Annotated in this window: 18 protein-coding genes and 2 pseudogenes; 11 read left to right on the top strand and 9 right to left on the bottom strand. The window is 67.7% G+C overall.

The features are described 5' to 3' along the window. Positions 1-378 (bottom strand): annotated as a pseudogene (locus tag DBR10_RS19820) (ATPase); the annotation flags it as partial. A gap of 244 nt (positions 379-622) precedes the next feature. Beyond that, complete coding sequence (pepN, locus tag DBR10_RS08015) at positions 623-3,214, bottom strand: aminopeptidase N (RefSeq protein ID WP_108505578.1); 2,592 nt, start codon at positions 3,212-3,214, stop codon at positions 623-625. Between the two features lie 309 nt (positions 3,215-3,523). Here pepN and DBR10_RS08010 point away from each other — a divergent pair, with 309 nt between their 5' ends. Both DBR10_RS08010 and DBR10_RS08005 read left to right on the top strand, forming a co-directional pair. After that, positions 3,524-4,189 carry an OmpW/AlkL family protein gene (locus DBR10_RS08010; RefSeq protein WP_108490071.1) on the top strand — a complete coding sequence of 222 codons (666 nt, stop codon included), beginning with the start codon at positions 3,524-3,526 and terminating at the stop codon, positions 4,187-4,189. 83 nt (positions 4,190-4,272) lie between these two features. Beyond that, positions 4,273-4,788, top strand: a complete 516-nt coding sequence (locus tag DBR10_RS08005) for a zinc/iron-chelating domain-containing protein (RefSeq protein WP_108505579.1) — start codon at positions 4,273-4,275, stop codon at positions 4,786-4,788. Here the strand turns inward: DBR10_RS08005 and DBR10_RS08000 are convergent. Then, positions 4,785-5,354 carry a hypothetical protein gene (locus tag DBR10_RS08000; protein ID WP_108505580.1) on the bottom strand — a complete coding sequence of 190 codons (570 nt, stop codon included), beginning with the start codon at positions 5,352-5,354 and terminating at the stop codon, positions 4,785-4,787. The two genes, DBR10_RS08005 and DBR10_RS08000, sit on opposite strands and share 4 nt — an antisense overlap. 143 nt (positions 5,355-5,497) lie before the next feature. Here DBR10_RS08000 and DBR10_RS07995 point away from each other — a divergent pair, with 143 nt between their 5' ends. The 6 genes from DBR10_RS07995 (at position 5,498) to DBR10_RS07970 (ending at position 12,182) form a co-directional block, all read left to right on the top strand. Continuing rightward, a complete protein-coding gene (locus DBR10_RS07995) occupies positions 5,498-6,613 on the top strand; it encodes an acyl-CoA dehydrogenase family protein (protein WP_108505581.1) in 1,116 nt (371 codons plus the stop codon). A 13-nt stretch (positions 6,614-6,626) separates the two neighbouring features. Then, a complete protein-coding gene (locus tag DBR10_RS07990) occupies positions 6,627-7,850 on the top strand; it encodes an acyl-CoA dehydrogenase family protein (protein WP_108490240.1) in 1,224 nt (407 codons plus the stop codon). Positions 7,851-8,079: 229 nt separating this feature from the next. Further along, on the top strand, positions 8,080-9,591 hold the full coding sequence (locus DBR10_RS07985) for a tetratricopeptide repeat protein (protein WP_108505582.1): 1,512 nt from the start codon (positions 8,080-8,082) through the stop codon (positions 9,589-9,591). Next, entirely contained in the window at positions 9,588-10,976 is a 1,389-nt protein-coding gene (locus DBR10_RS07980) for a hypothetical protein (RefSeq protein ID WP_108505583.1), read from the top strand. Before DBR10_RS07985 ends, DBR10_RS07980 begins: the two co-directional genes overlap by 4 nt. Continuing rightward, on the top strand, positions 10,973-11,593 hold the full coding sequence (locus DBR10_RS07975) for a hypothetical protein (RefSeq protein ID WP_108505584.1): 621 nt from the start codon (positions 10,973-10,975) through the stop codon (positions 11,591-11,593). The genes DBR10_RS07980 and DBR10_RS07975 overlap by 4 nt, the downstream gene beginning before the upstream one ends. A 148-nt stretch (positions 11,594-11,741) precedes the next feature. Continuing rightward, positions 11,742-12,182, top strand: a complete 441-nt coding sequence (locus DBR10_RS07970; protein WP_108505585.1) for a YybH family protein — start codon at positions 11,742-11,744, stop codon at positions 12,180-12,182. 57 nt (positions 12,183-12,239) lie between these two features. Here the strand turns inward: DBR10_RS07970 and DBR10_RS07965 are convergent. Both DBR10_RS07965 and DBR10_RS07960 read right to left on the bottom strand, forming a co-directional pair. After that, positions 12,240-13,827 (bottom strand): annotated as a pseudogene (locus DBR10_RS07965) (amidase). Positions 13,828-13,901: 74 nt separating this feature from the next. Beyond that, positions 13,902-14,684, bottom strand: coding sequence for a thioesterase family protein (locus DBR10_RS07960; protein ID WP_108556248.1), 783 nt, complete (start codon positions 14,682-14,684; stop codon positions 13,902-13,904). Between the two features lie 147 nt (positions 14,685-14,831). On the opposite strand from DBR10_RS07960, the gene DBR10_RS07955 reads away from it, so the two are divergent. Next, positions 14,832-15,701, top strand: coding sequence for a DMT family transporter (locus DBR10_RS07955; RefSeq protein ID WP_108505587.1), 870 nt, complete (start codon positions 14,832-14,834; stop codon positions 15,699-15,701). 16 nt (positions 15,702-15,717) lie between these two features. Here the strand turns inward: DBR10_RS07955 and DBR10_RS07950 are convergent, their stop codons facing one another. Beyond that, positions 15,718-16,053 (bottom strand): ArsR/SmtB family transcription factor, encoded by a 336-nt coding sequence (locus tag DBR10_RS07950; RefSeq protein WP_108505588.1) that lies wholly within the window; start codon positions 16,051-16,053, stop codon positions 15,718-15,720. A gap of 127 nt (positions 16,054-16,180) precedes the next feature. On the opposite strand from DBR10_RS07950, the gene DBR10_RS07945 reads away from it, so the two are divergent. Both DBR10_RS07945 and DBR10_RS07940 read left to right on the top strand, forming a co-directional pair. After that, complete coding sequence (locus tag DBR10_RS07945; RefSeq protein WP_108505589.1) at positions 16,181-16,804, top strand: class I SAM-dependent methyltransferase; 624 nt, start codon at positions 16,181-16,183, stop codon at positions 16,802-16,804. A gap of 29 nt (positions 16,805-16,833) precedes the next feature. Then, the gene (locus tag DBR10_RS07940; RefSeq protein ID WP_158272229.1) at positions 16,834-17,685 is read left to right on the top strand and encodes a class I SAM-dependent methyltransferase; all 852 of its coding nucleotides are present in this window, start codon (positions 16,834-16,836) and stop codon (positions 17,683-17,685) included. Between the two features lie 333 nt (positions 17,686-18,018). Here DBR10_RS07940 and DBR10_RS07935 read toward each other — a convergent pair whose 3' ends face one another. From DBR10_RS07935 to DBR10_RS07925, 3 genes are all read right to left on the bottom strand, one after another. Continuing rightward, the gene (locus DBR10_RS07935; RefSeq protein WP_108505590.1) at positions 18,019-18,720 is read right to left on the bottom strand and encodes a VIT1/CCC1 transporter family protein; all 702 of its coding nucleotides are present in this window, start codon (positions 18,718-18,720) and stop codon (positions 18,019-18,021) included. 110 nt (positions 18,721-18,830) lie between these two features. Next, positions 18,831-21,242, bottom strand: a complete 2,412-nt coding sequence (locus DBR10_RS07930) for a TonB-dependent receptor (RefSeq protein WP_108505591.1) — start codon at positions 21,240-21,242, stop codon at positions 18,831-18,833. A 28-nt stretch (positions 21,243-21,270) separates the two neighbouring features. Next, complete coding sequence (locus DBR10_RS07925) at positions 21,271-22,251, bottom strand: FecR family protein (protein ID WP_108505592.1); 981 nt, start codon at positions 22,249-22,251, stop codon at positions 21,271-21,273. Positions 22,252-22,450 lie beyond the last annotated feature (199 nt).

Below are 22,450 nucleotides of genomic sequence, written 5' to 3'. Positions count from 1 at the left end.
GACCCAGGTCGAGCGCCCCGACGCGGCGGCAGCGCGGGCGGCGGCTTTCCAGTCGGCTGCGTCATCGCGCCCGGCAATGGCCTGAACGCCGGACGGGCTGGCCACGGCAACGGCCATGGCCTCGCCGCCACTGGCGCGCAGGGCCATCTCCGCCGCATCCATGATGGCGGCGGGATCGCGTTGCAGGGTGTCGGCTGCGGCCGAAAGACCGGCCCGCTGGGCGGCCAGATTGGTCTCGACCCGGCGGGCGACCAGTTCGGCCTCGGCATGAAGCGGCGCGCTGCCCTGCGGGGTCTGGCGTTCCCGCTGCAGGCGCTGGACGCCGAACGCCGTATAGACCGACAGCAGCAGCAGCGCCGCCAGGATCGCCACCCGCACATAGGCCTGCGAAGGGGTTCGTACGGTCTGTGACCGAACGACGCCTCCTGCCGAAAGTCCGGTGTCGACCGGCCTTCCGGGTCTCGCAGCCCCCTTAGGCAAAATGCGCGGCTCCAGATGGTTGTCGGGCGAGTCAGTTGCCCGAACCTCGAAACTACCGCACCGCTGACCGCCGCGTCACGGCTCATCCATCATTTCTGGAACGGATGAGCCCTTTGGTCGCAATCGCCTATCGCCGGCGGCCCTAGTCGAGGGCCTTGGTCGCCAGTTCGAGCACGTTCTTCGACACGCCCGGATGGGCTTTCACGCTGGCCAGGGCCTGTTTCATGGGTCCGGCCAGCGGTTCCGGATAGCGCCGCCAGCCGCCAAGGGTCTCGACCAGTCGTGCGGCCGTCATCGGGTTGTAGGCATCCACGGCCAGGATTTTTTCGGCCAGGAAACGGTAGCCCGCGCCGCTGGGATCGTGGAACCTCGCCGGATTGAAGTTGGCGAAGGTCGAGACCAGGGCCCGGAAGCGGTTGGGATTGGTGGCGTCGAAATCCTCATGCGTGGTCAGGGCGATCACCCGGTAAAGGGCATCGGTCGACGGGTCGCGGGCCTGGACGGCAAACCACTTGTCCAGCACCAGCGGCTCATGCCGCCACCTGGCGTGGAATGCCGCCAGGGCCGCATCGCGCGGCGCGCCGCCGATCTGCACGAGGGCGTTCAGGGCCCCCATGGCATCGGTCATGTTGGCGGCGGCCTCGAAGTGACCGACGATCCGAGCGACATTGACCGCGTGGGGATCGGACGACAGCAGGTCGGCGCAGGCATTGCGCAGGGCTCGCCGGCCCGCGTCGGCCGCGTCCGCCGAGAAGCCGCCGGTGCCCTGCATCTCGCCGTGCAGACGGCGCAGCAGGTCGCCCAGATGCACGGCGATGCGGTTGCGCAGGCTGTTGCGGGCCGCGTGCAGGGCGGCCGGATCGGCCGGGGTCACGGCCTGGGCTAGGTCCGGCTCGTTGGGCAGGGCCAGCAGCAGGGCCTTGAAGGCGGGCTCCGAGCCTGCGTCCTGCAGGGCCTGACCCAGCGCCTCGGCAAAGCGCTCCTCGCCGACCTCGTCAGGCGCGCCGGCCGCTCGGCCCAGGATCAGGTCGCGGGCCAGGGTCTGGCCGGCCTCCCAGCGGTTGAAGAGATCCGGATCGGCCGCGAACAGCACATAGCCGTCGGCCGGCCGGGCATCGGTGGTCAGGGTCACCGGAGCCGAGAAGCCGCGCAGGGCCGAGATCACCGGCGCCGAGGCGACGCCCTCCCAGCGCACGGTCTTGCTCGGCCCGTCCAGCACCACGACCTCGCTGTCGCGGATCGACGCTCCGTCGGCATCCAGCAGGCCGATGGTCACCGGGATCGGCAGGGCCTGCTTGGTCGGCTGGCCGGGCGTGGGGGCGGTGATCTGGGTCAGGGTGATCTCCAGCACGCCGGTCGCCGCGTCATGGGCGCTGGTCAGGGCCACGGCGGGCGTGCCGGCCTGTTCGTACCAGGCGAAGAAGTCGGTCAGGTCGCGACCCGAGGCCTGGGCGAAACAGGCGATAAAGGCCTCGACGGTGGTCGCCTGGCCGTCATGGCGCGCGAAATAGAGGTCGCTGCCGGCCCGGAAGGCCCCGTCACCTATCAGGGTCTTCAGCATGCGGATGATCTCCGCACCCTTCTCGTAGATGGTCGCGGTGTAGAAGTTGTCGATCTTCATATAGCTGGACGGCCGCACCGGGTGGGCGAGGGGGCCGCCGTCCTCGGCAAACTGCCGGGCGCGCAGCGCCCGCACGTCCTTGATCCGCTGCACCGCCGCGCCGCGCTGGTCGGCCGAGAAGCTCTGGTCGCGGAAAACCGTGAAGCCCTCCTTCAGGCACAGCTGGAACCAGTCGCGGCAGGTGATGCGGTTGCCGGTCCAGTTGTGGAAATACTCGTGGGCCACGACCGCCTCGATGCGCTCATAGTCCATGTCGGTGGCGGTCTCGGGATCGGCCAGCAGCAGGGAGCTGTTGAAGATGTTCAGCCCCTTGTTCTCCATCGCCCCGAAATTGAAGTCGCGCACGGCCACGATCATGAACAGGTCGAGGTCGTATTCGCGGCCGAAGGCGTCCTCATCCCACTTCATCGAGCGCTTGAGGGCGTCCATCGCATAGGCTCCGCGCGGGGCCTGGCCGGGATCGACAAACACCTTCAGGGCCACGGTGCGGCCGCTCATGGTGACGAAGCTGTCCTCCAGGACGTCCAGTTCGCCCGCCACGAGGGCGAACAGATAGGCCGGCTTGGGGAAGGGGTCATTCCAGACGGCGTAGTGACGGCCGCCCTCAAGTTCACTACTTTCGAGAAGATTGCCGTTGCTCAGCAGGTGGCGGAACCCGGCGTCGGCCTCGATCCGCACCGTGTAGCGGGAGAGCACGTCGGGCCGGTCGGGGAAGAAAGTAATGGTCCGGAAGCCCTCGGCCTCACACTGGGTGCAGAACCGCCCGCCCGACATGTAGAGCCCCATCAGCGCCTTGTTGGCGGCGGGGTCGATCTCGACCTCCGTCTCCAGCACAAAGGCGTCAGGCACGTTGGGGATCGTCAGGTACTCGGCGTCCAGACTGTAGTCGCCGGTGCCGAGCGCTTTGCCGTCCAGGCGCGCCGAGACCAGCTTCAGCAGCTCGCCGTTCAGCACCAGGGCCTCGCCCGCCGCGCCGGTGCGGCGCAGGCTCAGTGTGGCCGTGACGCGGGTGGCGTTGGGCTGCAGGTCGAAGACCAGCTGCGTGGTCTCGATGGCGAAGGGAAACGGCCGATAGTCGACCAGGCGGACTGGTTGGGGTGTCTCTGTGCGCATCCCCTTGATGTAAGGCTGCGAGGGCGGTTCGTCACGTGGTGAGGTGGGGGGGAGTTAGCCGGCAAGCGCCGCAGGCCCCCACCCGGCCGCTTCGCGCCTTCGCAACCCCTTCAGCGGAAACTGCCGCGTAGGGTCGAAAACCTGTGTCCTGGATGCATCGCTGGTCAGGTCTCCCAACCCGACCGCGATAAATTCCCGCAAAAAGAATCCGGGATTTGTTCCGGATCAAACACGCTCCCTGATGGCAGGCGCAAACCCCCGCCCAGACGCCGCCCGCGGCGCCCTGATGTCAAAAAAGGGGATAGATCCATGACCACTTCCAAGACCCTGGCCCTGGCCCTGGCGCTGCTCGCCGGCCTCGCCACCGTGACCGCCGCCCATGCCGAGGACCAGACCGCTCCGGCCCCGAAGGCCAAGGGCGACATCGTCCTGAACGTGCGTGTCACCGGCGTCCTGCCCGACGCGGGCGATCCGATCCTGACCGCCGCCGGGGCCGCCACCGGCCTGCGCGCCGAGGTCAAGGACGACTACAAGCCCACCATCGGCCTCAGCTATTTCCTGTCGGACAAGCTGGCCGTCGAGGTGATCGCCGGCACCACCCAGCACACTGTCAAGGCCGTCGGCGGGGCCACCAATGTCGAGGTCCACAAGACCTGGGTGCTGCCGCCCGTCGTGTCGCTGCAGTATCACCCGTTCCCGGACGCCAAGTTCAGCCCCTATGTCGGCGCGGGCCTGAACTACATGCTTTTCTATGGCAGCAAGGACAAGAACGGCTTCAAGGTGAAGCTGGATGACGGCTTCGGCTATGCGCTGCAGGTCGGGGCCGACGTGCCGCTGACCGCCCGCTACAACCTGAATGTCGACGTCAAGAAGGTGTGGTTCGACACCGACGCCAGCATCAATGGCGGGGCCCTGAAGTCCAAGGTCAAGCTTGACCCGCTGGTTGCCTCGGTCGGCCTCGGCTACCGCTTCTAGGCGCTGCGGGCGTACCGCCGTCTTGCAAGTCTCCGCCCGTCGCCTAAACCCTCACCGGGGTTGCGTGGCGAGCGGGGACAGGCATGGCCGATCGGGAATGCGGAGCGTGCGGCCAGTGCTGCAAGCTGATCGGCGTGCGGGAGCTGGAAAAGGCTCCCCACGTCTGGTGCCGCTACTACCGGCGGGGCAAGGGCTGCGAGGTCTATGCCGACCGGCCGCAGGGCTGCGGGGACTTTGCCTGCGACTGGCTGCTCGACACCCGTCTTGATGACCGCTGGCGGCCCGATCTGTGCGGCTTTGTCCTGCATGCCGGCGAGGGCGGCCGGGTTCTGAATGTCGAGCTGGATCCCTCGCAACCCTCGGCCTGGCGCAAGGCCCCGTTCGAGGCGGTGCTGCGGGCCTGGGCGACCGAGGGCGCGGCCCAGGGCATGGAAGTCCTGATCTGGATCGGCCGGCGTTGTCTGCGCCTGCAGTCCGGCGGCGGCGAGATCGACCTTGGGCTCGTACGACCGGAGGTCACCTTCACCACCCACGGCCGGATGCGGCGGCCCGGTTCGGGCCGTAGCTGGCCGCCTCAGCCCGCGTCAGAGGAAGCCTAGTCGCCGACCCCGGGCGAGGTCGCGGCCGCTGCGGCGGCCGGCATCTCGTGCAGGAAGCGCTCGATGGCCGAGGCCTGGCGCGCCAGAACGGTCAGGGCCGGCGGCGCGTCCTCCGGATGGTCGGCGACCAGCTCCAGCAGCTGTCGGGCCAGGTCATGCAGCCGGGGGGCGCAGGCGATCAGCCGGGCCTGATACTCAATCTTGCGCGGATCCCGGTCATATTCAGCCCCCGGCGTCCGCCAGCCGCCCCAGTCATTGGGGTCGGTCACCACGACCGGATAGGTGCCGGGGAAGGGGTGATGCTGGCAGTCGCTCTCCTGCTGCCACTTGTTGCGAGCCCGCAGGATACGCCAGTGGCTGGCCACCCCGTCCACCGACGGATCGACCTTGTCCTCGGGGCGCAACTCGTGGGCCTGGAACTCGCGACCGAGGCCGACGTCATAGGTCACCCGCACCGGCTCGTCGAAGCCCTTGGCCCAGACCGGCACGATGCGCTCGATCGTCGCCCAGGCACCGACGCTGTCGACCCAGACCTTCTGGTTCCGCTGATAGACGGTCTTGGCCATGGCTTCCCAATGCGACACGAACGATTGGTCCCCATAAGAACCTGAAATTCTTGACGCCGGGTCAATCTTTCCCTGCGGCTCAAGGTCGTTCAGGGTGGACTTCAAGGCGCGCCAGACAGAGCGCGGTCCAGGGAGGCCACCCAGTGGATTTCGATTTTTCCGACGACCAGAAGTTCCTGAAGGACGAGGCGCGCAAGTTCCTCGACGGACGCTGCGGCCCTGCCGTCGTGCGGGGCGTGCTCGACCATGCCGACCGGGCCTTCGACAAGGACCTGTGGGCCGCTGTCGCCGAGCAGGGCTGGCTGGGGGCGTGCATCCCAGAAGCCTATAACGGCCTGGGTCTGGGCCGGGTCGAGCTTTGCGCCATCGCCGAGGAACTGGGCCGGGCCGTGGCCCCGATCCCGTTCGCCTCGACCGTCTATGTTCTGGCCGAGGGCATCATGGCCTTCGGCAGCGAGGCCCAGAAGTCCGCCGTCCTGCCGCGTATCGCCGCCGGTGAGCTGATCGGTTGCCTGGCGACCTCGGAAGGCCCCGGCGTGATCACCGCCTCCAGCCTGACGACCCGGGTCGAGAACGGCAAGCTGACCGGCGTGAAGATCCCGGTGACCGACGGCGACGTGGCCGACATGGCCCTGGTTCTGGCTAGCGAAGGCGGCAAGCCCGCCCTGTTCCTGGTCGACCTCAAGGCCGACGGCGTGTCGCGCGAAACCCTCAAGAGCCTCGACCCCACCCGCAGCGTCGCGAAGCTGACCTTTGACGGCGTCGCCGCCGAGCGGGTCGGTGAAGCCGGTCAGGGGCTGGAAACCGTGCAGGCCATTCTCGATCGCGCCGCCGTCCTGCTGGCCTTCGAGCAACTGGGCGGAGCCGACAAGTGCCTGGAAATGGCCAAGGACTACGCTTTGGGCCGCTATGCCTTCGGCCGTGTGATCGCCGGCTACCAGGCGATCAAGCACAAGCTGGCCGACATGTACGTCAAGAACGAGGTCGCCCGCTCGAACGCCTATTACGGGGCTTGGGCCCTGAACGTCGACGCGCCGGAGCTGCCGATCGCGGCCTCGGCCGCCCGCATCGCCGCCTCTGACGCCTTCTGGTTCGCCAGCAAGGAAAGCATCCAGGTCCACGGCGGCATGGGCTTCACCTGGGACGTCGACTGCCACCTCTACTACCGGCGCTCGCGCCAGCTCAGCCTCGTGGCCGGTGCGCCGCGGGTCTGGAAGGAACGGCTGGTCAGCCAGCTTGAACAGAAGAACGCGGCTTAAGGGAGAGACGAACATGGATTTCAACGATTCACCCGAAGAAGCCGCCTATCGCGAGAAGGCTCGCGCCTGGCTGGCCGAGAACGCTGCCGCCCACCGGGCCCAGTTCGGCGAACTCAAGCCCAACACGCCCGAGCACATGGCCGCCGCGAAGGCCTGGCAGGCGACCAAGGCCGCTGCGGGCTATGCCTGCATCACCTGGCCAGCCGCAATCGGCGGGGGTGGCGGCACGCCAATCCAGTCGGTGATCTTCGGTCAGGAAGAGGGCAAGGCCGGCCTCGGCTATGGCTATTTCACCATCGGCCTCGGCATGTGCGTGCCGACCGTGATGGCCTTCTCCAATACCGAGACCAAGCAGCGCTTCGTCAGCCCCGCCGTGAAGGGCGAGGAGATCTGGTGCCAGCTGTTCTCCGAACCGGCCGGTGGCTCTGACGTGGCCGCCCTGCGCACCCGCGCCGTCAAGGACGGGGATGAGTGGGTGATCAACGGCCAGAAGGTCTGGACCACGGGGGCCCACTATTGCGACTACGGCATCCTGCTGACCCGGACTGACCCCGATGTGCCCAAGCACAAGGGCCTGACCATGTTCTGGATCGACATGAAGGACGCCGCCGTCGAATGCCGGCCGATCCACCAGATGTCGGGCGGTCGCGAGTTCAACGAGGTCTATTTCACCGACCTGCGCGTCAAGGACAGCCAGCGTCTGGGCGAGGTCGGCGACGGCTGGAAGGTGGCCCTGGTCACCCTGATGAACGAGCGTCTTGCGGTCGGCGGCTCGTCCGGCCCCAACTATCGCGAGATCATGAGCCTGGCCCGCGAGCTGACCGGTTCCACCGGACCGGCGATCAAGGACAATGCCTTCCGCGAGAAGCTGGCCGACTGGTACGTCCAGTCCGAGGGGCTGAAGTTCACCCGCTTCCGCACCATGACCGCCCTGTCGCGCGGCCAGACGCCCGGTCCGGAAAGCTCGATCGGCAAGATCATTGCCGCCAACCAGATGCAGGAGCTGGCCAATACCGCCGTCGAGATGGAAGACCAGTACGGCATTCTGGTCGATCCGGACCAGGCCCCGGCCGAGGCTGCGTTCCAGCAGAGCCTGATGTGGGCCCCCGGCCTGCGGATTGCCGGCGGAACCGACGAGATCCTGAAGAACATCATCGCCGAAAGGGTGCTCGGCCTGCCCGGTGATGTGCGCGTCGACAAGGACGTCGCCTTCAAGGACATGCCGACCGGACGCTAAGCCTTCGGCGACTCACTGAGTCGCGCCGACCACCGGGCATTTTGTCCCGGGCTGCTCGCAGGACGCGCAAATCCGCGTCCTGCGAGCCTGTTTTTCCCGGCCTCGGCCTTTGCCTCACAGGTGAAAAGCTGCAGGTCGATGAACAATGTTTCTCATCCTTGACAGGCCGTAACCCGGGGCACATGAGTGCTTGGGTAATCTTGGTTAACGGCGTCCTGGAGGGGGAGTCATGCACGAGGCCAGCGACGCAGCTTCGCGTTATGCGGCGCTTCGGGGCATCGTTTCCCGAGCCCTCGCGCAAAGGAGCGTCCTGCTTCGCCGTGTCCCGGTCGGCGCGCTCGTCGCGGCCGTCGTGATTCCCCTCGTCGGGTGCGATACCGGCCCGAACCTCTGGTTCCACAAGCGCGCCAGCGCCTGCCCCAGACCCCAGGCGGCTCAAGGCGTTTCTGGCCAGTTCAATCAGCAGCAGCAGGAAATCCGGGCGCTTCGCCAGGGCGCTTTCCGCGGCGATTTCTTCGCCCAGCTTGAACTGGCCCGTCGCTACGAGGGCCAGCGCGCCGTCGACAAGAACCTCGAGGACCCGGTCGAGTCGGCGGTCTGGTACGCCATGTCCCTGTCCAATGCCGGGGGCTATGCGCCCATCGCCGCCTATGAGCGGCGCGGCAAGGGCGAGGGCAAGGCCGTTTCCCGATTCGACGACTGCCGCGCCTTTGAGCGCCGCAGCGCCTATGCCGCGCTTGACCGGCTGCTGGCCCGCATGTCGACCGAGGAACGCGAAAAGGTCCGCAACCGGGTCATTTACATCCTCTCGACCCAGGGGGCGGACGGCTATCGGGTTCTGGCCCGGATCCATGACGGCTTCTTCGGCCCCTATGGCGAGCCTTCGGACAATCTCCAGGCCGTCGAGGCCTTCGGCACCTCGAACCAGCCCGGCGCGCCGGCGGCGCTGGACCTGTTCCGCCGCAACGATGTGGACGCCTATCTCTACAACTACCTGGCCGTTCAGACGGGCGACGTCTCGGCCTATGTGATGCTCAAGGACTTCGAGCGCTCGTCACCCCAGCGGGCCTCCTACGGCGGCTTTGTCGAGACCAAGGCCAAGCGCTGGATCCCGCCCTACGAATTCTACCCGCCGGAATCGCCGGAATCGGGGGTCCCGCACTCCGATGAGGCCGACCAGTCCGGCGAGGCCCGCGAGACTGCCCAGGCCCGGCTGAACGAGCTGCCCTTTGTGCATATCGGCGAGGCGCTATCCTATTTGCGGATCATCCCCGCACCCATCCTCGATGAGAAGCTGCTGCCCTCCAGCGCCGCCCAGACCTTCCAGGCGTCCATCGGTCGTCCGTCGACCGGTCGGCTGACACCGGTCGAGAAGGTCCGGGCCATCCAGTATGCGGCGGTCAACGGCTCGTCCAAGGCTCAGCTCGTCCTGGCTGTCATGTACTCCGAAGGCGTGGGCGTCCCGCGCGACTATGCCCGGGCCTACCACTGGTTCGAGGAGGCCGAGCGGCAGGGATCGGCCGAGGCCAAGTATGCGATGTCGACCTTCTTCTCGCTGGGTCTGCAGGGTGTCGCCGACCAGGACCGGGCCCGCGCGGTAGTCTACCAGCTCGACGGTGCCCTCGCCGGGTTCAAGCCATCAGTCTGGCGCCTGCAGCAATTGCTGGCCCAGGTTTCGCGGCCGCCGCGCCCCGCTGCGGAACGCGCCGGTCGCCCCTACATCGAAAGGGACTATCGATGAGCCGCCTGAGCCGCCTCCTGGCCCTCGTGGCCGCTTTGGTCCTCGCCGCGATGGCTGCGCCCGGGGTGGCCCTGGCCTCGCCGGATGCAAAGGTTGACCAGCAGATCCGGCCCTGTTTCGGCCTGCTGATCGAGCCCGCCCTGGCTCGCAACTGCAAGACCGGCTACCGGCCCAAGCCGAAGGTGCGGCCCTGCCCACGCGGGACCTATCGCGTGCATGGCCGCTGCGAGGTGCCGGTGCGTCCGCCCATTCGCGAGATCGACTGCAGCTACGCCTATCCCGGCCAGATCAGCGACGCCCTGGCCCGGCTCTATGACGGCGACGTCCTGACCCTGACCTCATCGCGGGGCGGAGCCTGTGTCGAGAGCCTGACCATCAACCAGTCAGTGACGATCGTCACCCGCGGCTTCAAGCCGGCCCTGAACCGGCCGATCCTGGTCGCGCCGGCCGGACAGCCCTGCATCCGCATTGCGCCTGGCGTGCCCTATGTCGTGCTCGACGGCCTCGCCATCGAGGCCCTGCGCGCCGGTCAGGCTTCCTGTATCGTCGGCCGCGCGACCGAACTGGCCCTCAAGGACGTCAGTGTTCGCTATGACGGCGAGGGCTCGGCGCTCGAGATCGGCGACAGCCGCCTGGAGCTTTCGGGGACGACCTTCATCGGCCGGACCCGTCAGGCCGTGGTCCGTGCGACCGGCCAGATCATGGCGTCGGATGTCGAGATCGCCGCAACGGCGATCGGTACGGCCTTCGAAACCTCGGGCGACAGCCGGCTCAAGGACATCCGCATCATTCGTCTGGGCGACTGGACGGGGTCGGGGCGCACGCGCAACTCGGCGGGCTTTGTGCTCTCGGGCATGAACCGCCAGCAACTGGTCCAGATTGACGGCCTCTATGTCGATGGCTTCTCGCGCGGCATCTACATCTCCGGCGGCAATGAAACGACCCTGTTGCGCCCTGTGGTGCGCGACAGCGACTGGGCGGTGACGCTTGAGGATTCCGACCTTCGTGTGCTCGACGGCCAGCTCGAGGCGGTTGATGTGGGGCTCTATGCCGACTCCGGGACTCTCTATGCGGCCGACAACAAGATCGTCGGAGTCATGCGGGCAGGGCTCTATGCTGAAAAAGGGGCCCAGATCCGCGCACGCGACAATCGGGTCTTTGCCCGGCCGGGCGGTTGCGAGGCCCTGGTCACGGGCCATTTCGACGGAGCCCTGACCTGCCAGCCCTGGTTTGAGGCTCCCGAACTGTTCCGCACGCCGCGTGACCGGGCCCGGCTGGAGTTTGACGCCTACTGGCCCGTCCCGCGTGAGGCCCCGCCGACCCCGACCATCCCCGCGCCGGCTCCGCTGTCGGGCGCACCTCAAGCTGGAGGAAAGGCCCAATGAGCCGCCTTGCCAAAGCTTCGTTTGCTACGCTCCTGACCTGCGCCAGCTTGCTGGCCGGTCCGGTGCAGGCCCAGGCCCAGGGCGAGCGACGTCCGCCTCCGTCGCGCGGCGCGCCCTGTGGGGCCGCTATGACCGGCACGGCGCCGGACATCATGACCTATGACCGGGCGACCGGAACCCAGGTCTTCGTCGGTGGCGGCCGGGGCGATACCGAGGTCTCGGCCTACAACACCCAGACCGGTTCAGTCGCTGCGCTCAATGGCGACCTCAGCAAGCCGGGACTGGTGTCGTCCTGTGCCTTTGACGGCATCAATCGCGAGTCCTACGGGGTCACCTCGGAGCGTCCGGGCCAGCTCAGTGTAAGCGGCCGGGACCTGCGGGGCGACCGCTGGGCCTTCACCCGCGCCGACGGTCAGGTCGAGGTCTGGGATCCGCGCGGCGACAATCGTTGCTTCAAGTCCGGACTGGGCATTTTCACGCCGAGCGGTGGACTGGGTCTGGCCGTGGCAACGCCACCCGGAGCGGCCGGCGTCGGGCTCGCGGCCGGTGACCGCTTTGCCGGTGTCGGGGTCGGCGGCAATCGCAACTTCGCCGGAGTCGGTCTGGTCGGATGCTGAGGGCCGTCCTGATCGCGACCTTGGCGACCCTGGCCCTTTCGGCTTGCACGACGCCGCGTCCGCCGGGGCCGCCGGCCCCCTATCCCCCGGCCGCTGATCGCGTCATCCCACCGCCGCCGCCGGTCGACGTCATCAGGCCGAAGGTCTGATGCACCGCCTTCTGCTGATCCTGGCGCTCGTCGCAGCACCAGCGTTTGCCACGGCTGCCGAGCCCTCGCCGCAACAGCGGGCCATTGAGGCCGTGATGGCTGACAGCGCCGGCGGCTGGAACGCCGGCGATGTGAACCGCTTCATGGCCGCCTATTCAGAGGCTCCAGAAACCAGCTTTGTCACGGAAGAAGGTCTGGTGCGCGGCAAGGCGGAGATGATCGCCCGCTACAAGGCCAAGTACGATTTCGCCGACCCGGCCAAGCGCGGTGCGCTCAGTTTCCAGTCCGTCGACTTCCGCCTGCTGGATGCGACGCATGCCCTCTATGTCGGCCAGTGGACCCTGACCTATCCCGACGGGAAATCGGCCAAGGGCTACACCAGTCTGGTCATGGCGCTGGAAAAGGACGGCTGGCGGATCGTCGCCGACCATAGCTCCTAGAGCGCGCTGGGCTTAAGGGCTTGCGATTAACCCGCCGGGGCGCGCTCCAGGTCGCCTCTAGGGGGCGAGGGTCGTTTTGAACGTGGGCGGCTTGCGCTTCATCGTGGCCTGCTCGTAGGCATAGCCCAGGTTCAGGAGCAGCTTCTCGCTCCAGGCCGGGCCGATGAACGACAGGCCGACCGGCAGGCCCGAGACGTCGCCCATCGGTACGGTCAGGTGCGGATAGCCGGCGACGGCCGGCAAGGTGGTCGAGGATCCGCCATAGTTGTCGCCGTTCAGCGGATCGATGGTCCAGGCCGGGCCGGTGGTGGGGGCAATGATGGCCACCGCGCCGGTGGTCTTGAGGATCTTGTCGATACCCTCGGGGCCAGCAAGCCGCTTGGAGTCGGCCAGGGCCTTCTTGTAGGCCGGATCATCATAGCCCTTGGTCTTCTCGGCGCGTTCGAAACTCTCCTGGCCGAACCACTCGAACTCTTTGGGCGTGGCCTTGTTGAAGGCGATGACGTCGGCCAGGGTCCGGGTCGGGACCTTTTTCGGATCGGTCGAGGCCAGGTAGGCGGCCAGATCAACCTTCAGTTCGGTATAGAGGACGATCCCTTCGGCCTCGCCGACCGGGCCCTCATCGAACGACTTCACGTCGACCAGCGTGGCCCCCTGGGCCTTCAGGTCGACCAGGGCCTGCTCGAACACGGCGTCGGTCTTGGGCGAATAGCCGGTGTAGAAGCGGGCCACCGCCAGGGTGACGCCCTTCAGGGCATTGCGGTTGAGGTCCTTGCCGTAGTCGGTCCGGTGCTGGTCCGCCGCCTTGGTGGCCGGATCGGCAGGGTCGGAACCGGCGATGGCGGTGAGAATGTCAGCGGCGTCCTTGACCGTCGTGGTCATCGGTCCGGCCGTGTCCTGGCTGTGGCTGATCGGGACGATGTGGGTCCGCGAGACGAGACCCACCGTCGGCTTCAGCCCGACCAGCCCGTTGATCGCCGCCGGGCAGGTGATCGAGCCGTCGGTCTCGGTGCCGATCGCCGCCCAGGCCAGGCCTGCGGCGACCGCCACGCCCGAGCCGCTGGACGAGCCGCAGGCGCTGCGGTCCAGAACGTAGGGATTGCGGGCCGTGCCGCCGACGGCGCTCCAGCCGCTGATCGAGTGGTTCGAGCGGATATTGGCCCATTCCGACAGGTTGGCCTTGCCCAGGATCACCGCCCCGGCGTCGCGCAGACCCTTGACCAGCGGGGCGTCGCGACCGGTGACATTGTCCTTCAGGGCCAGGGAGCCGGCGGTGGTCGGCAGACCGATATCGGCCTCGATATTGTCCTTCAGCAGAATCGGCAGGCCATGGATGGCCGAGCGCGTCTTTCCGGCGGCCTGTTCGGCATCAAGGGCCTTGGCGTCGGTGAGTGCGGCCGGGCTGACGGCAATGACCGCATGCAGGGTGTCGTTGCGGGCCTTGATCGCCTCGAGATAGCCCTGGGTCGCGCTGACCGCGTTCTGGGCCGAGGCCGGGCCGGCCAGCAGGGCGAGCACCGCAGCGCCGGTCAGGAATGCCGTCTTGGTCATGATTATCCCCTGCATTGCCGCGACTCTGAAAGCCCGCGCGGCCGGCGGGCAGGATGAGGGCAAAAATCCGCCCAGGCCAAGGGTCTGCGGGCACAAATCCCGGATGTGCCTGGTCCGTGCCCAGTCCTGTCCGCGAAGGCCGCGCGCCGGACGCTTGCGACAGAAAAGCTAGACGAAGACCGCCACGTTCTGGCGCGCCGCGATCAGCGGACGGCCGGCGGCGTCCCACAGCATCATGGCCTGGGTCGAATAGCCCTCGCCGATGGTCTCGGCAGTGCTCCGCAGCAGGCACCAGCCGTCGTCGGCCGGATCCGGCAGGCCGACGATGTCGATCGACCAGGTCATGGTGGAGATCGGCCCGAACTTGGGAAACAGGGTCATGGCCGGCGGCGGCGGCGTGTCGGCGAGGGCCACCAGGGCGGCTAGCGACCGGGCTGCCGGGTCGCGGTGCCGGATCCACAGCAGGTATTCTGGCGGCTGTCCCGACAGGGGACGCGCCCCGCCGGCCATCTTCACTTCAAACTGACCGGAAAAGCCCGGCCCGGCTCCGGGCGGGAAAAAGAACTCGCAGTCGGCGGCCGGCGCGACGGCCGGACAGGGGAGGTCTCTATAGGCGATCAGCGAGTCCCGGCTGGCACCGAAAGTCAGGATGGCCCGCGTGGCCAGACCCTGCTCGCCGACCAGATCCACGCCGACAAACAGGGTCGACTTGCCCTGGCGCAGGACCCTGGCCTCGATGGCCAGCTCACCGGCGGCCGGGCCGATGAAGGCGAACTGGCCCGAGCGCAGGGGCGGGGCGTCGGGCAGGGTCTTCAGCGCCGCCTCGACGCAGAGGGCCGCCGAAAGGCCGCCATAGGTTGTCCGCCCCTGTTTCCAGTTGTCGGTGACATGGGCCAGATAGCCGGTTTCGGTCGGGGCAATGCCGGCGATCAGGTCAGAGTAACTGGTCACGCAAGACCTCCAGGGACGACAGGATCAAGGTTCGTTTTCTTTCGCTACGGAAGTCAAGGGCTCGTTGATCGCGGCGACAGCCGTAAGGTGTCAGCAGAGCCGGTGGCAGGGGTGGCGCACGTTCGGCGAATGGTTCAGGAAGCGTCCATGAACCGACTTGCCTTTCTCGCCCTTGCGGCCGCCGGCGTGCTCTGGGGACTGGGCTTCCCGCTGGGCAAGCTGGTGCTGCAGGAAACCGATGCGGCCCAGATGGTGCTGCTGCGCTTTGCGGTCGCCGCCTGCGTGTCCCTACCGTTCGTGTTGCGCAAGGAGTCGCTGGCCCTGTTCCGCTCGCCGGTGCTGCTGGGTGGCGGAGTGCTCTATGGCGTCGCCTTTCTCGTCCAGTTCGAGGGCCTGGCCCATGTCAGCGTCACCCTGGCGGCCCTGCTGGTCGGCGCGATGCCCGCCCTGATCGCCATTTCAGCCCGTCTTCTGGGCGAGCCGGTGGGGCGCGCCTCGTGGATCGGTGTGGCCGCGGCGACCCTTGGCGCGGCGCTGATCGCGGGCAAGCCGGATGGAGCCGGTTCGCCACTGGGCGTGGGCCTGTCCCTGCTGGCCCTGCTGTTGTTCCTGTCCTGGATCATCCTGATGCGGCGGGCCCCGAAAGCGGCAGACCCCATGGCGGTTCCGGCGGTCACGGTCATTGTCGCCGCCTTCGCCATCCTGCCGATCGTGCTTGTTCGCTATGGCGCGCCCAGGCTGGACCTCAGCCCCGGAGCGTGGGCGGCGATCGTGGCCCAGGGCGGGCTGTCGACACTGTTTGCCACGGCGGCCTGGCAATACGGGCTCGCGCGGGTCGGCAGTGCCAGTGCCGGGGTGTTCATCAACATCGAGCCGATGATGGGGGCCGTGCTCGGTGTGATGCTGTTTGGCGATCACCTGACCGCCGCCCTCGTGGTCGGTGGCCTGTTGATCCTGGCTGGCAGCTTTGTTGTTGTGCTTGGCGAGAAGAGCGATGCCCAACCGCCGCCGGTCTGACGGCAGGCGCGGATTTTCAGGCCCCGGCCTTACCCTTGAAGACGTCGCAGAGCGTTTCCAGGACCCGGACGGCCGCCGGATCGGCGAGGCGGTAGAAGATGGTCTGGGCCTCGCGGCGAGTGGCGACAAGGCCTTCGGCCCGCATCTTGGCCAGGTGCTGCGACATCGCCGACTGGCCCAGACCCACATGCGCCGACAACTCGCCGACCGAGGCTTCGCCGTCGATCAGGCGACAGAGGATCAGCAGGCGCTGCTCACTGGCGAGGAGTTTCAGTAGCCGAGCCGCCGCCTGGGCACTGGCCGCCAGATCCTGGACATCATCGGCAGTCGAGGTGAGGGATACGGCGCTCATCGGATCAGGGTAGAAGATATGGCCGCAGGTTCAAGGCACCGGCGGTGTCCAGGCGGGCTTGACGCCTGCCGGTCCGTCCTCTCGACTGCGGCGCATAATCCAGATTGCGAGCGGGGAGCGCGCGGCCATGACATCCTTTTATGACCGCCACATCCTGCCGCGCGTCATTGGCTGTGCCTGCGGGGCCGGCGCAATCGCCAAGCAGCGCTCCAGGATCGTACCCCGAGCCGAAGGGCGCGTCCTTGAACTGGGTATCGGCGGCGGGCTGAACCTGGCCTTCTATGACCCGGCCCGGGTCAGCCGGGTCATCGGGGTGGATCCCTCGGCCGCCTTGCGCGACCGCGCGCTGGCGGCACCACGGCCCGAAGGCCTTGAGGTCGAGGTCCTGGCCGGCGAAGCCGAGCAGATGTCTTTTGAGAGCGCCAGCTTCGACACGGTGGTCTGCACCTTCACGCTCTGTTCGGTCCATACGCCGTCGGCGGTTCTGGCCGAGGCGCGACGCGTTTTGAGGCCGGGCGGACGTTTCCTGTTCTGCGAACACGGTCTGGCTCCTGATGCCGGTGTCGCGCGCTGGCAAAAGCGCCTCGAGCCGCTCTGGAAACCCCTGGCTGGCGGCTGCCACCTGACCCGTCCGGTCGGAGCCTCAATCGCAGCCTCGGGCTTTGTGATCGAGGAGACCGAAATGCGCTACCTGCCCAAGGCCCCGAGGGCGCTGGGCTGGTGCGAACTGGGTGTTGCCCGGGTCGACTAGCTGTCGAAGCCTTCCAAGGAAAAATGGACATGTCCGAGACCCACGACCTTGCCGCCAATGCGGCCCAGATCGAGTACTGGAACGCGGCCGTCGGCCGGACCTGGGTGCAGTTCCAGGCCCAGCTGGATCGCCAGATCGCCCCTCTGGGCAGCGAGGCCCTGCGTCGGCTGGACCCCCAGCCTGCCGAGCGGGTTCTCGATGTCGGCTGCGGCTGCGGCCAGACCACCGTCGATCTGGCCGAGCGCCTCGGGCGTGAAGGCCAGGTCGTCGGCGTTGATATCTCCGAACCGATGCTGGAGGTTGCCCGTGCCCGACCGCTGCCGGACGGGGCGCCGCCGCCCAGCTTTCTGAACTGTGATGCCCAGATCGAGGATCTGGGTGAGGCGGCCTTTGATGCGGTGTTTTCGCGGTTCGGCGTGATGTTCTTCAGCGATCCCGACGCGGCCTTCGCCAATCTTCACCGGAGCCTGAAGCCGGAGGGACGCCTTGCCTTCGTGTGCTGGCGCCCCTTCGTCGAAAACCCCTGGATGAAGGCACCGATGGATGCGGCCCAGGACCTGCTGCCGCCGTTGCCCCCGTCGGATCCGCTGGCCCCCGGGCCGTTTGCCTTTGCCGATCGCGATCGCGTGCTGGGCATCCTGGCCAATGCCGGTTTCCGGGACACCACGGTCGAACCGTACGATGCCCTGATCGGCGGGGCGACTGTTGATGAGGCCGTGGCGCTGGCCTTCAGGGTCGGTCCCCTTGCGGCAGCCCTGCGGGTGGCCCCTGAGCTGGCCTCGCGCGTCGAGGGAGCCGTCCGGGCTGCGCTTCAGCGCTACGAGACGCCCGAGGGGGTCATGATGCCGGCCGCCGTCTGGATCGTGCAGGCGCGCCGCTGATCGGCCAGGCCAAAAAGCCTTTGAGGCATGGGAGGGCGCGCGTCGTCTTCAGGGCAGGAGGACCTCAAGATGGCCCACTCTGCCCAGACCCTGTCCGAACGTCTTCTCATCGACATCGTGGCCAGCCTGACCCCGCTGCCGTCCTGGCAACTCGATCGCGCCAGCCGGCTCATGGACCTGGAGGTTTCTGAGCATGATTTCATCGCCCTCGTCGGCGCGCTGGAAGCGCGATGCGACCGGCTGGTTCCTGATCTGGAGCTGGCCCGTTGCGAGACCCTGGGTGACCTCGTCGACCGGCTCATTCCCGGCGTCGCCCCGGCGGAGGGTCTTCGGCTAGACAGTGGTCCCCACGAGGAGGCCGATACCAGCTGTCACGGCCATGGCCAGAGCGCCCCAGAAAGTCACTCGGGTGGCCGCCCGCCACGGTGCCGCGCCACCGGCCCGGGCACCGGCCACGCCCAGCAACGCCAGGCAGGCTAGCGACACCAGCACCACGCTGGGCACGGTCACGCCTGTCGGGACAAGAGCGGCGACCAGGAGCGGTGGCACGGCCCCGACCGTGAAGCTGGCGGCCGACGCCACGGCCGCCTGGACCGGTCGGGCCGGTGCCGTCAGCGAGATCCCGAGTTCGTCGCGGGCATGGGCATCAAGGGCATCCTTGGCCATCAACTGTTCGGCCACGATCCTGGCGGTCTCGGGTTCAAGGCCCCGAGCCACATAGATCTGGGCGAGCTCGGCCCGCTCGGTTTCGATGTCGGTTCGCAGCTCTTCCGTTTCACGGGCCAGATCGGCCTTTTCTGTATCCGCTTGCGAGCTGACCGAGACATATTCGCCGGCGGCCATCGACATGGCTCCGGCGACGAGGGCGGCCACGCCGGCGACCAGGATCTCACTGGGCTTGGCAGCAGCAGCCGCGACGCCGACGATCAGGCTGGCGGTCGAGACCAGGCCGTCATTGGCCCCGAGGACGGCGGCGCGCAGCCAGCCGATCCGCGACACCAGGTGGGCTTCCGCGTGAACATAGGACCTGGGCATGGATCTCGCCTCTTCAAAATCTGTGGTCGGCTGGCATCGTGTTGCGGTATCGGCCGAACGGCACCGCGAGAGCTTGAGCGCGTCGGCAGCACCACCGGTTCCGGTAAGGCCTAATAAGTCGCTCGGGTGGTCAAGGACAGGGTTCGAGGCCTAAGCGGCGTACCCTGTGCCGTAGTCCGCAGCGAAAACGGGTTTCCATAGGCAAAGGTGTCGCTGCGCGCGTTCGTCGGATTGTCGACGGCCAGCGTCGTTGTCCATCGGGGGCTGGTCAGACCCAGAGCCAGCCGCCCGGTCGCGTAGCCGCCCATTCGGGGGGCCGTGGCGGCATCGAAGGTCAGGTGCGAGTGGCCCACATAGGCATAGCGGCCATCCAGGGTGAGGTTCAGATCGGGCCCCAGGGGCCGATCATAGTGCGCCGTCAGGCCGCCAGCCTGGTGCGGGACACCGGCAAGGTTGAGGTCGCCGCGGGCCGGAAAAGCGGGATTGGCTTTCTCCAGCTCCGGAGCGTTCCAGAGCATGTTGGCCCCCAGTTGCAGCCGGCCGAGGCGATAGCCGCCTTCAAGCTCCAGTCCAAGATTGCGGCCATCACCGATATTGGCGGTAAAGGGCAGGCCCGAAGTGAGCAGTTCGTCACTCTGGATGTCTTTCCAGCTGACCATGAACGCAGCAGCCCGAAGCCGAAGCCGACCGTCGAACAGTGCGGTCTTTCCGCCGGTTTCGAGGCTCCACAGTTCGTCACCGGCGTAGAGGCGGTCCGGTCCGCTCTGTCCTGCCGTCGAGAAGACCTGACCGGGCGGCCCCGTCGTATTGAAGCCGCCGCTGCGATAGCCTTCGGCGGCCTGCAGATAGATCAGGGCCGTATCGGACGGCGCGTAGGACAGGACGAGCTTGGGGGCGAAACCGGACCGCTCCAGCGCTCCTTTGAAGGCGGCCACCGGCCCCGTCGGAGTCGAGGTCCGGCTGTCGACCCGGGTCTTCGAGGTAAAAAGCCTGCCGCCGACCGTGGCGCTGAAGGCCCGGCCCAACGGGAGGGTCGCCTCGCCATAGAGCGCGGCCTCGTCCAGCGTATCGTGTCGCGTCTCGGACAGGGCTGCAAGCGGCGCATCTGCCAGCCGGGTCAGCCGCAGGTCGATGTCCTGTCGGGTCCGGGCCAGAAAGGCTCCGGCCAGCCACTGGATGCGGTCATCGTCCGCGGCGGCCAGGGTGCCTTCGGTCACCAGGCTGTGGGTCCGGTCGTCGTCATCATAGGCGGCAGGGCCGGGGAGAAGGCTGACGGGGGGTGCGAGGCTGGCATCGTAGCGGCTGGTAATGTCGTGATCGACGGCAGAGACCGTCCACCGCGCCTGAACCCTGCCGATATTGCCCCTGAGATTCAGGTGGGCTTCGGCGAAATCATTGTCGTGCGGCTCGCGCAGCCGGTTGCGGCGCGTGTAGGGCGCTTCGCTCGCAAGGCTGTACTGGCTGTCATCTGAATTGATGAACTGGGCCGTACCGCCCGCCGTCATGGACCAGCCCGACGGCAGGTCGAGCTTGAGGTTCAGGCGGCCGCCGGCGCGCCGGGTCCGGTTGACGTTGGTCAGGTTCAGCCCGGCGTCGTCGATATAACCGCCCAGCTGTTCACGGTAGAGCACCAGACGAATGGCTCCCCGGTCGGCCAGGATCGGCATGTTGACCATGCCGGAGACGCTCGTACTCGCACCGCCGCCCCGGGTCGTGCCGACCAGCCCTTCGGCCCAGGCTTCGAAACGGTCCGGCCTGGGTTGCCGGGAGACCAGGTGCAACACACCCCCGAGCGAGCCTGACCCGTAGAGCGCGCCCTGCGGGCCCTGCAGCACCTCCACCCGGGCCATGTCGATCAGCAGCATATCCGGGTTGGGGGCGTTGTAGGTCAGCCGGGTATCGTCGAGATAGAGACCCACCATCGACTGGGTCCGTCCGGTCAGGGGGCCGTCAGACAGGCCGCGCAGCAGGATCTTGTCCCGCCCGGGCCCGAGATTGGTCACGGTCATGGAAGGCACGGCCAGGGCCAGATCCCGGGCGTCTCGCAGGCCCTGCGCCGAGAGCTTCTGGCCGTCCATGCCGCTGACCGCATAGGCCAGCCGGTCGGCCGGCGTCAGGCGCTGGTTGGCGACCACGACCAGTTCATCGACCAGCGCTGCGGGGGAGGGGGATTCGGCTACGACGACCCGTGTGGCTTTCTTCGGCGGCAGCCGGATGATCTCGATCGCCCCGGAGTCGACCAGACGGAACCCGCATCCGGTATCTTTCAGCAATCGGGTTAGGCCGTTCTGCAGCGTGTAGCGTCCCCTCAGCGGGCGGCTGGTCGGGGCGCAGCCCGCAGCGGCCTGGGTGCTGATGGACGCGCCGGCCTGGACCGCAAAATCGATCAGCGCCGACTTGAGGGGCTTGGCCGGGATGTTGAAGGTCACGCGCGGCTGGGCGGCGGCAGCGGTAGAGGCACAGCCGGCCACACAGGCCAGGCTGAAGACCAGCGCCCATCGCCGTCCTGCGTCCGATCGCAATGCAACGCCCTCCGGCAGCTGAACCGGCCTACCGTAGTTCGATTTGACCGTCGGTGCGATGCACGGTCAGTCGGAAATAGCCGGCCAGACGTTTTGCCACCAGATCCTGATCGCCGAGCTCGAGAACGCCAGAGAAGCGCTGCCCGGCCAGGGCGGGGGCAACCCGGATCGGCACCGGATAGCGACGGTTCAGATAGGCGACCATGTCACCCAGGGTCTCGTCCTCACAGACCATCCGCCCCTCGGTCCAGGCAAAGGCCCGGTCGGGATCGACGGTTGTCTGAACGGAACGTGTCGCACCCCTGACGTGGCTGAGGCTCTGGCCGGCGACGAGCCGGGCCACCGGCGCTGTCCCGAGCGCCGGCTGGCGGACCTCGACGATGCCCCGCCGCACGGTGACCCGTGTGGCCCCGTCGAAGTGGCGAATATTGAACTCGGTGCCGACGACCCGGACCTGCTGATCGCCGACCGAGATCAGGAAGGGCCGGTTTTTGTCCTTGGCGACGTCGAAGGTGGCCTGGGCCTCGGCCATCTGCACGCGGCGTTCCCGCCAGCCCAACTGCACGGTCAGGGTCGAGGCGGCATCCATGCGAATATGGCTGCCATCGGCCAGGGCGACGTCACGCGTTTCGCCCGGGCGGGTCACATAGACCGTCGGCGTGCCCTGATAGCTGCGCCAGGCCACCGGTCCGATGACCAGGGCGACGGCTGCGGCTGCGGCCAGGCCGGCCCAGGCCGGCAGGGTCCGGCGCACCCGGGGGCGCAGTGGAATGACGGGTGTCGTTGTGGCCTTGAGGCCCGAAGCGATCTCGCCGGCCCGGGATGTCAGCTCTGCAGACAGGCGCTCGGCCTCTTCAAAGGCGAGGAGGTTCGCCTCGGAGGCCTCAAGCCAGGCGGTCAGCGCCGCCCAGTCCTCGGCTGTAGCGAGGTCCGACTGGACACGAACCAGCCAGGCGACGGCTTCGTCGCGCAGGGCTTCATCCGCCGTCATGTCGTCCGCATTCCGCATCAGTTCTCAATCGACCCTGAGGGCAAACCCTCGCTGCTCGCCCCAATGACGCCACAAACGCCAGGGTCCCTCCAAACTTTCTTCAGATCGGCTGCGGCGTTCATCGGCCCACCTTGGCGAGAATGCGTTTCAGGCTGGTCATGATGTATTTTTCGACGCTTGAGCGCGAGACGCCCATGGCGGCCGCCGTCTCGGCGTG

The sequence above is a fragment of the Caulobacter sp. HMWF025 genome (assembly GCF_003060965.1).
GTDB lineage: Bacteria > Pseudomonadota > Alphaproteobacteria > Caulobacterales > Caulobacteraceae > Caulobacter.
This window is presented reverse-complemented; position numbering and strand designations above follow the sequence as displayed.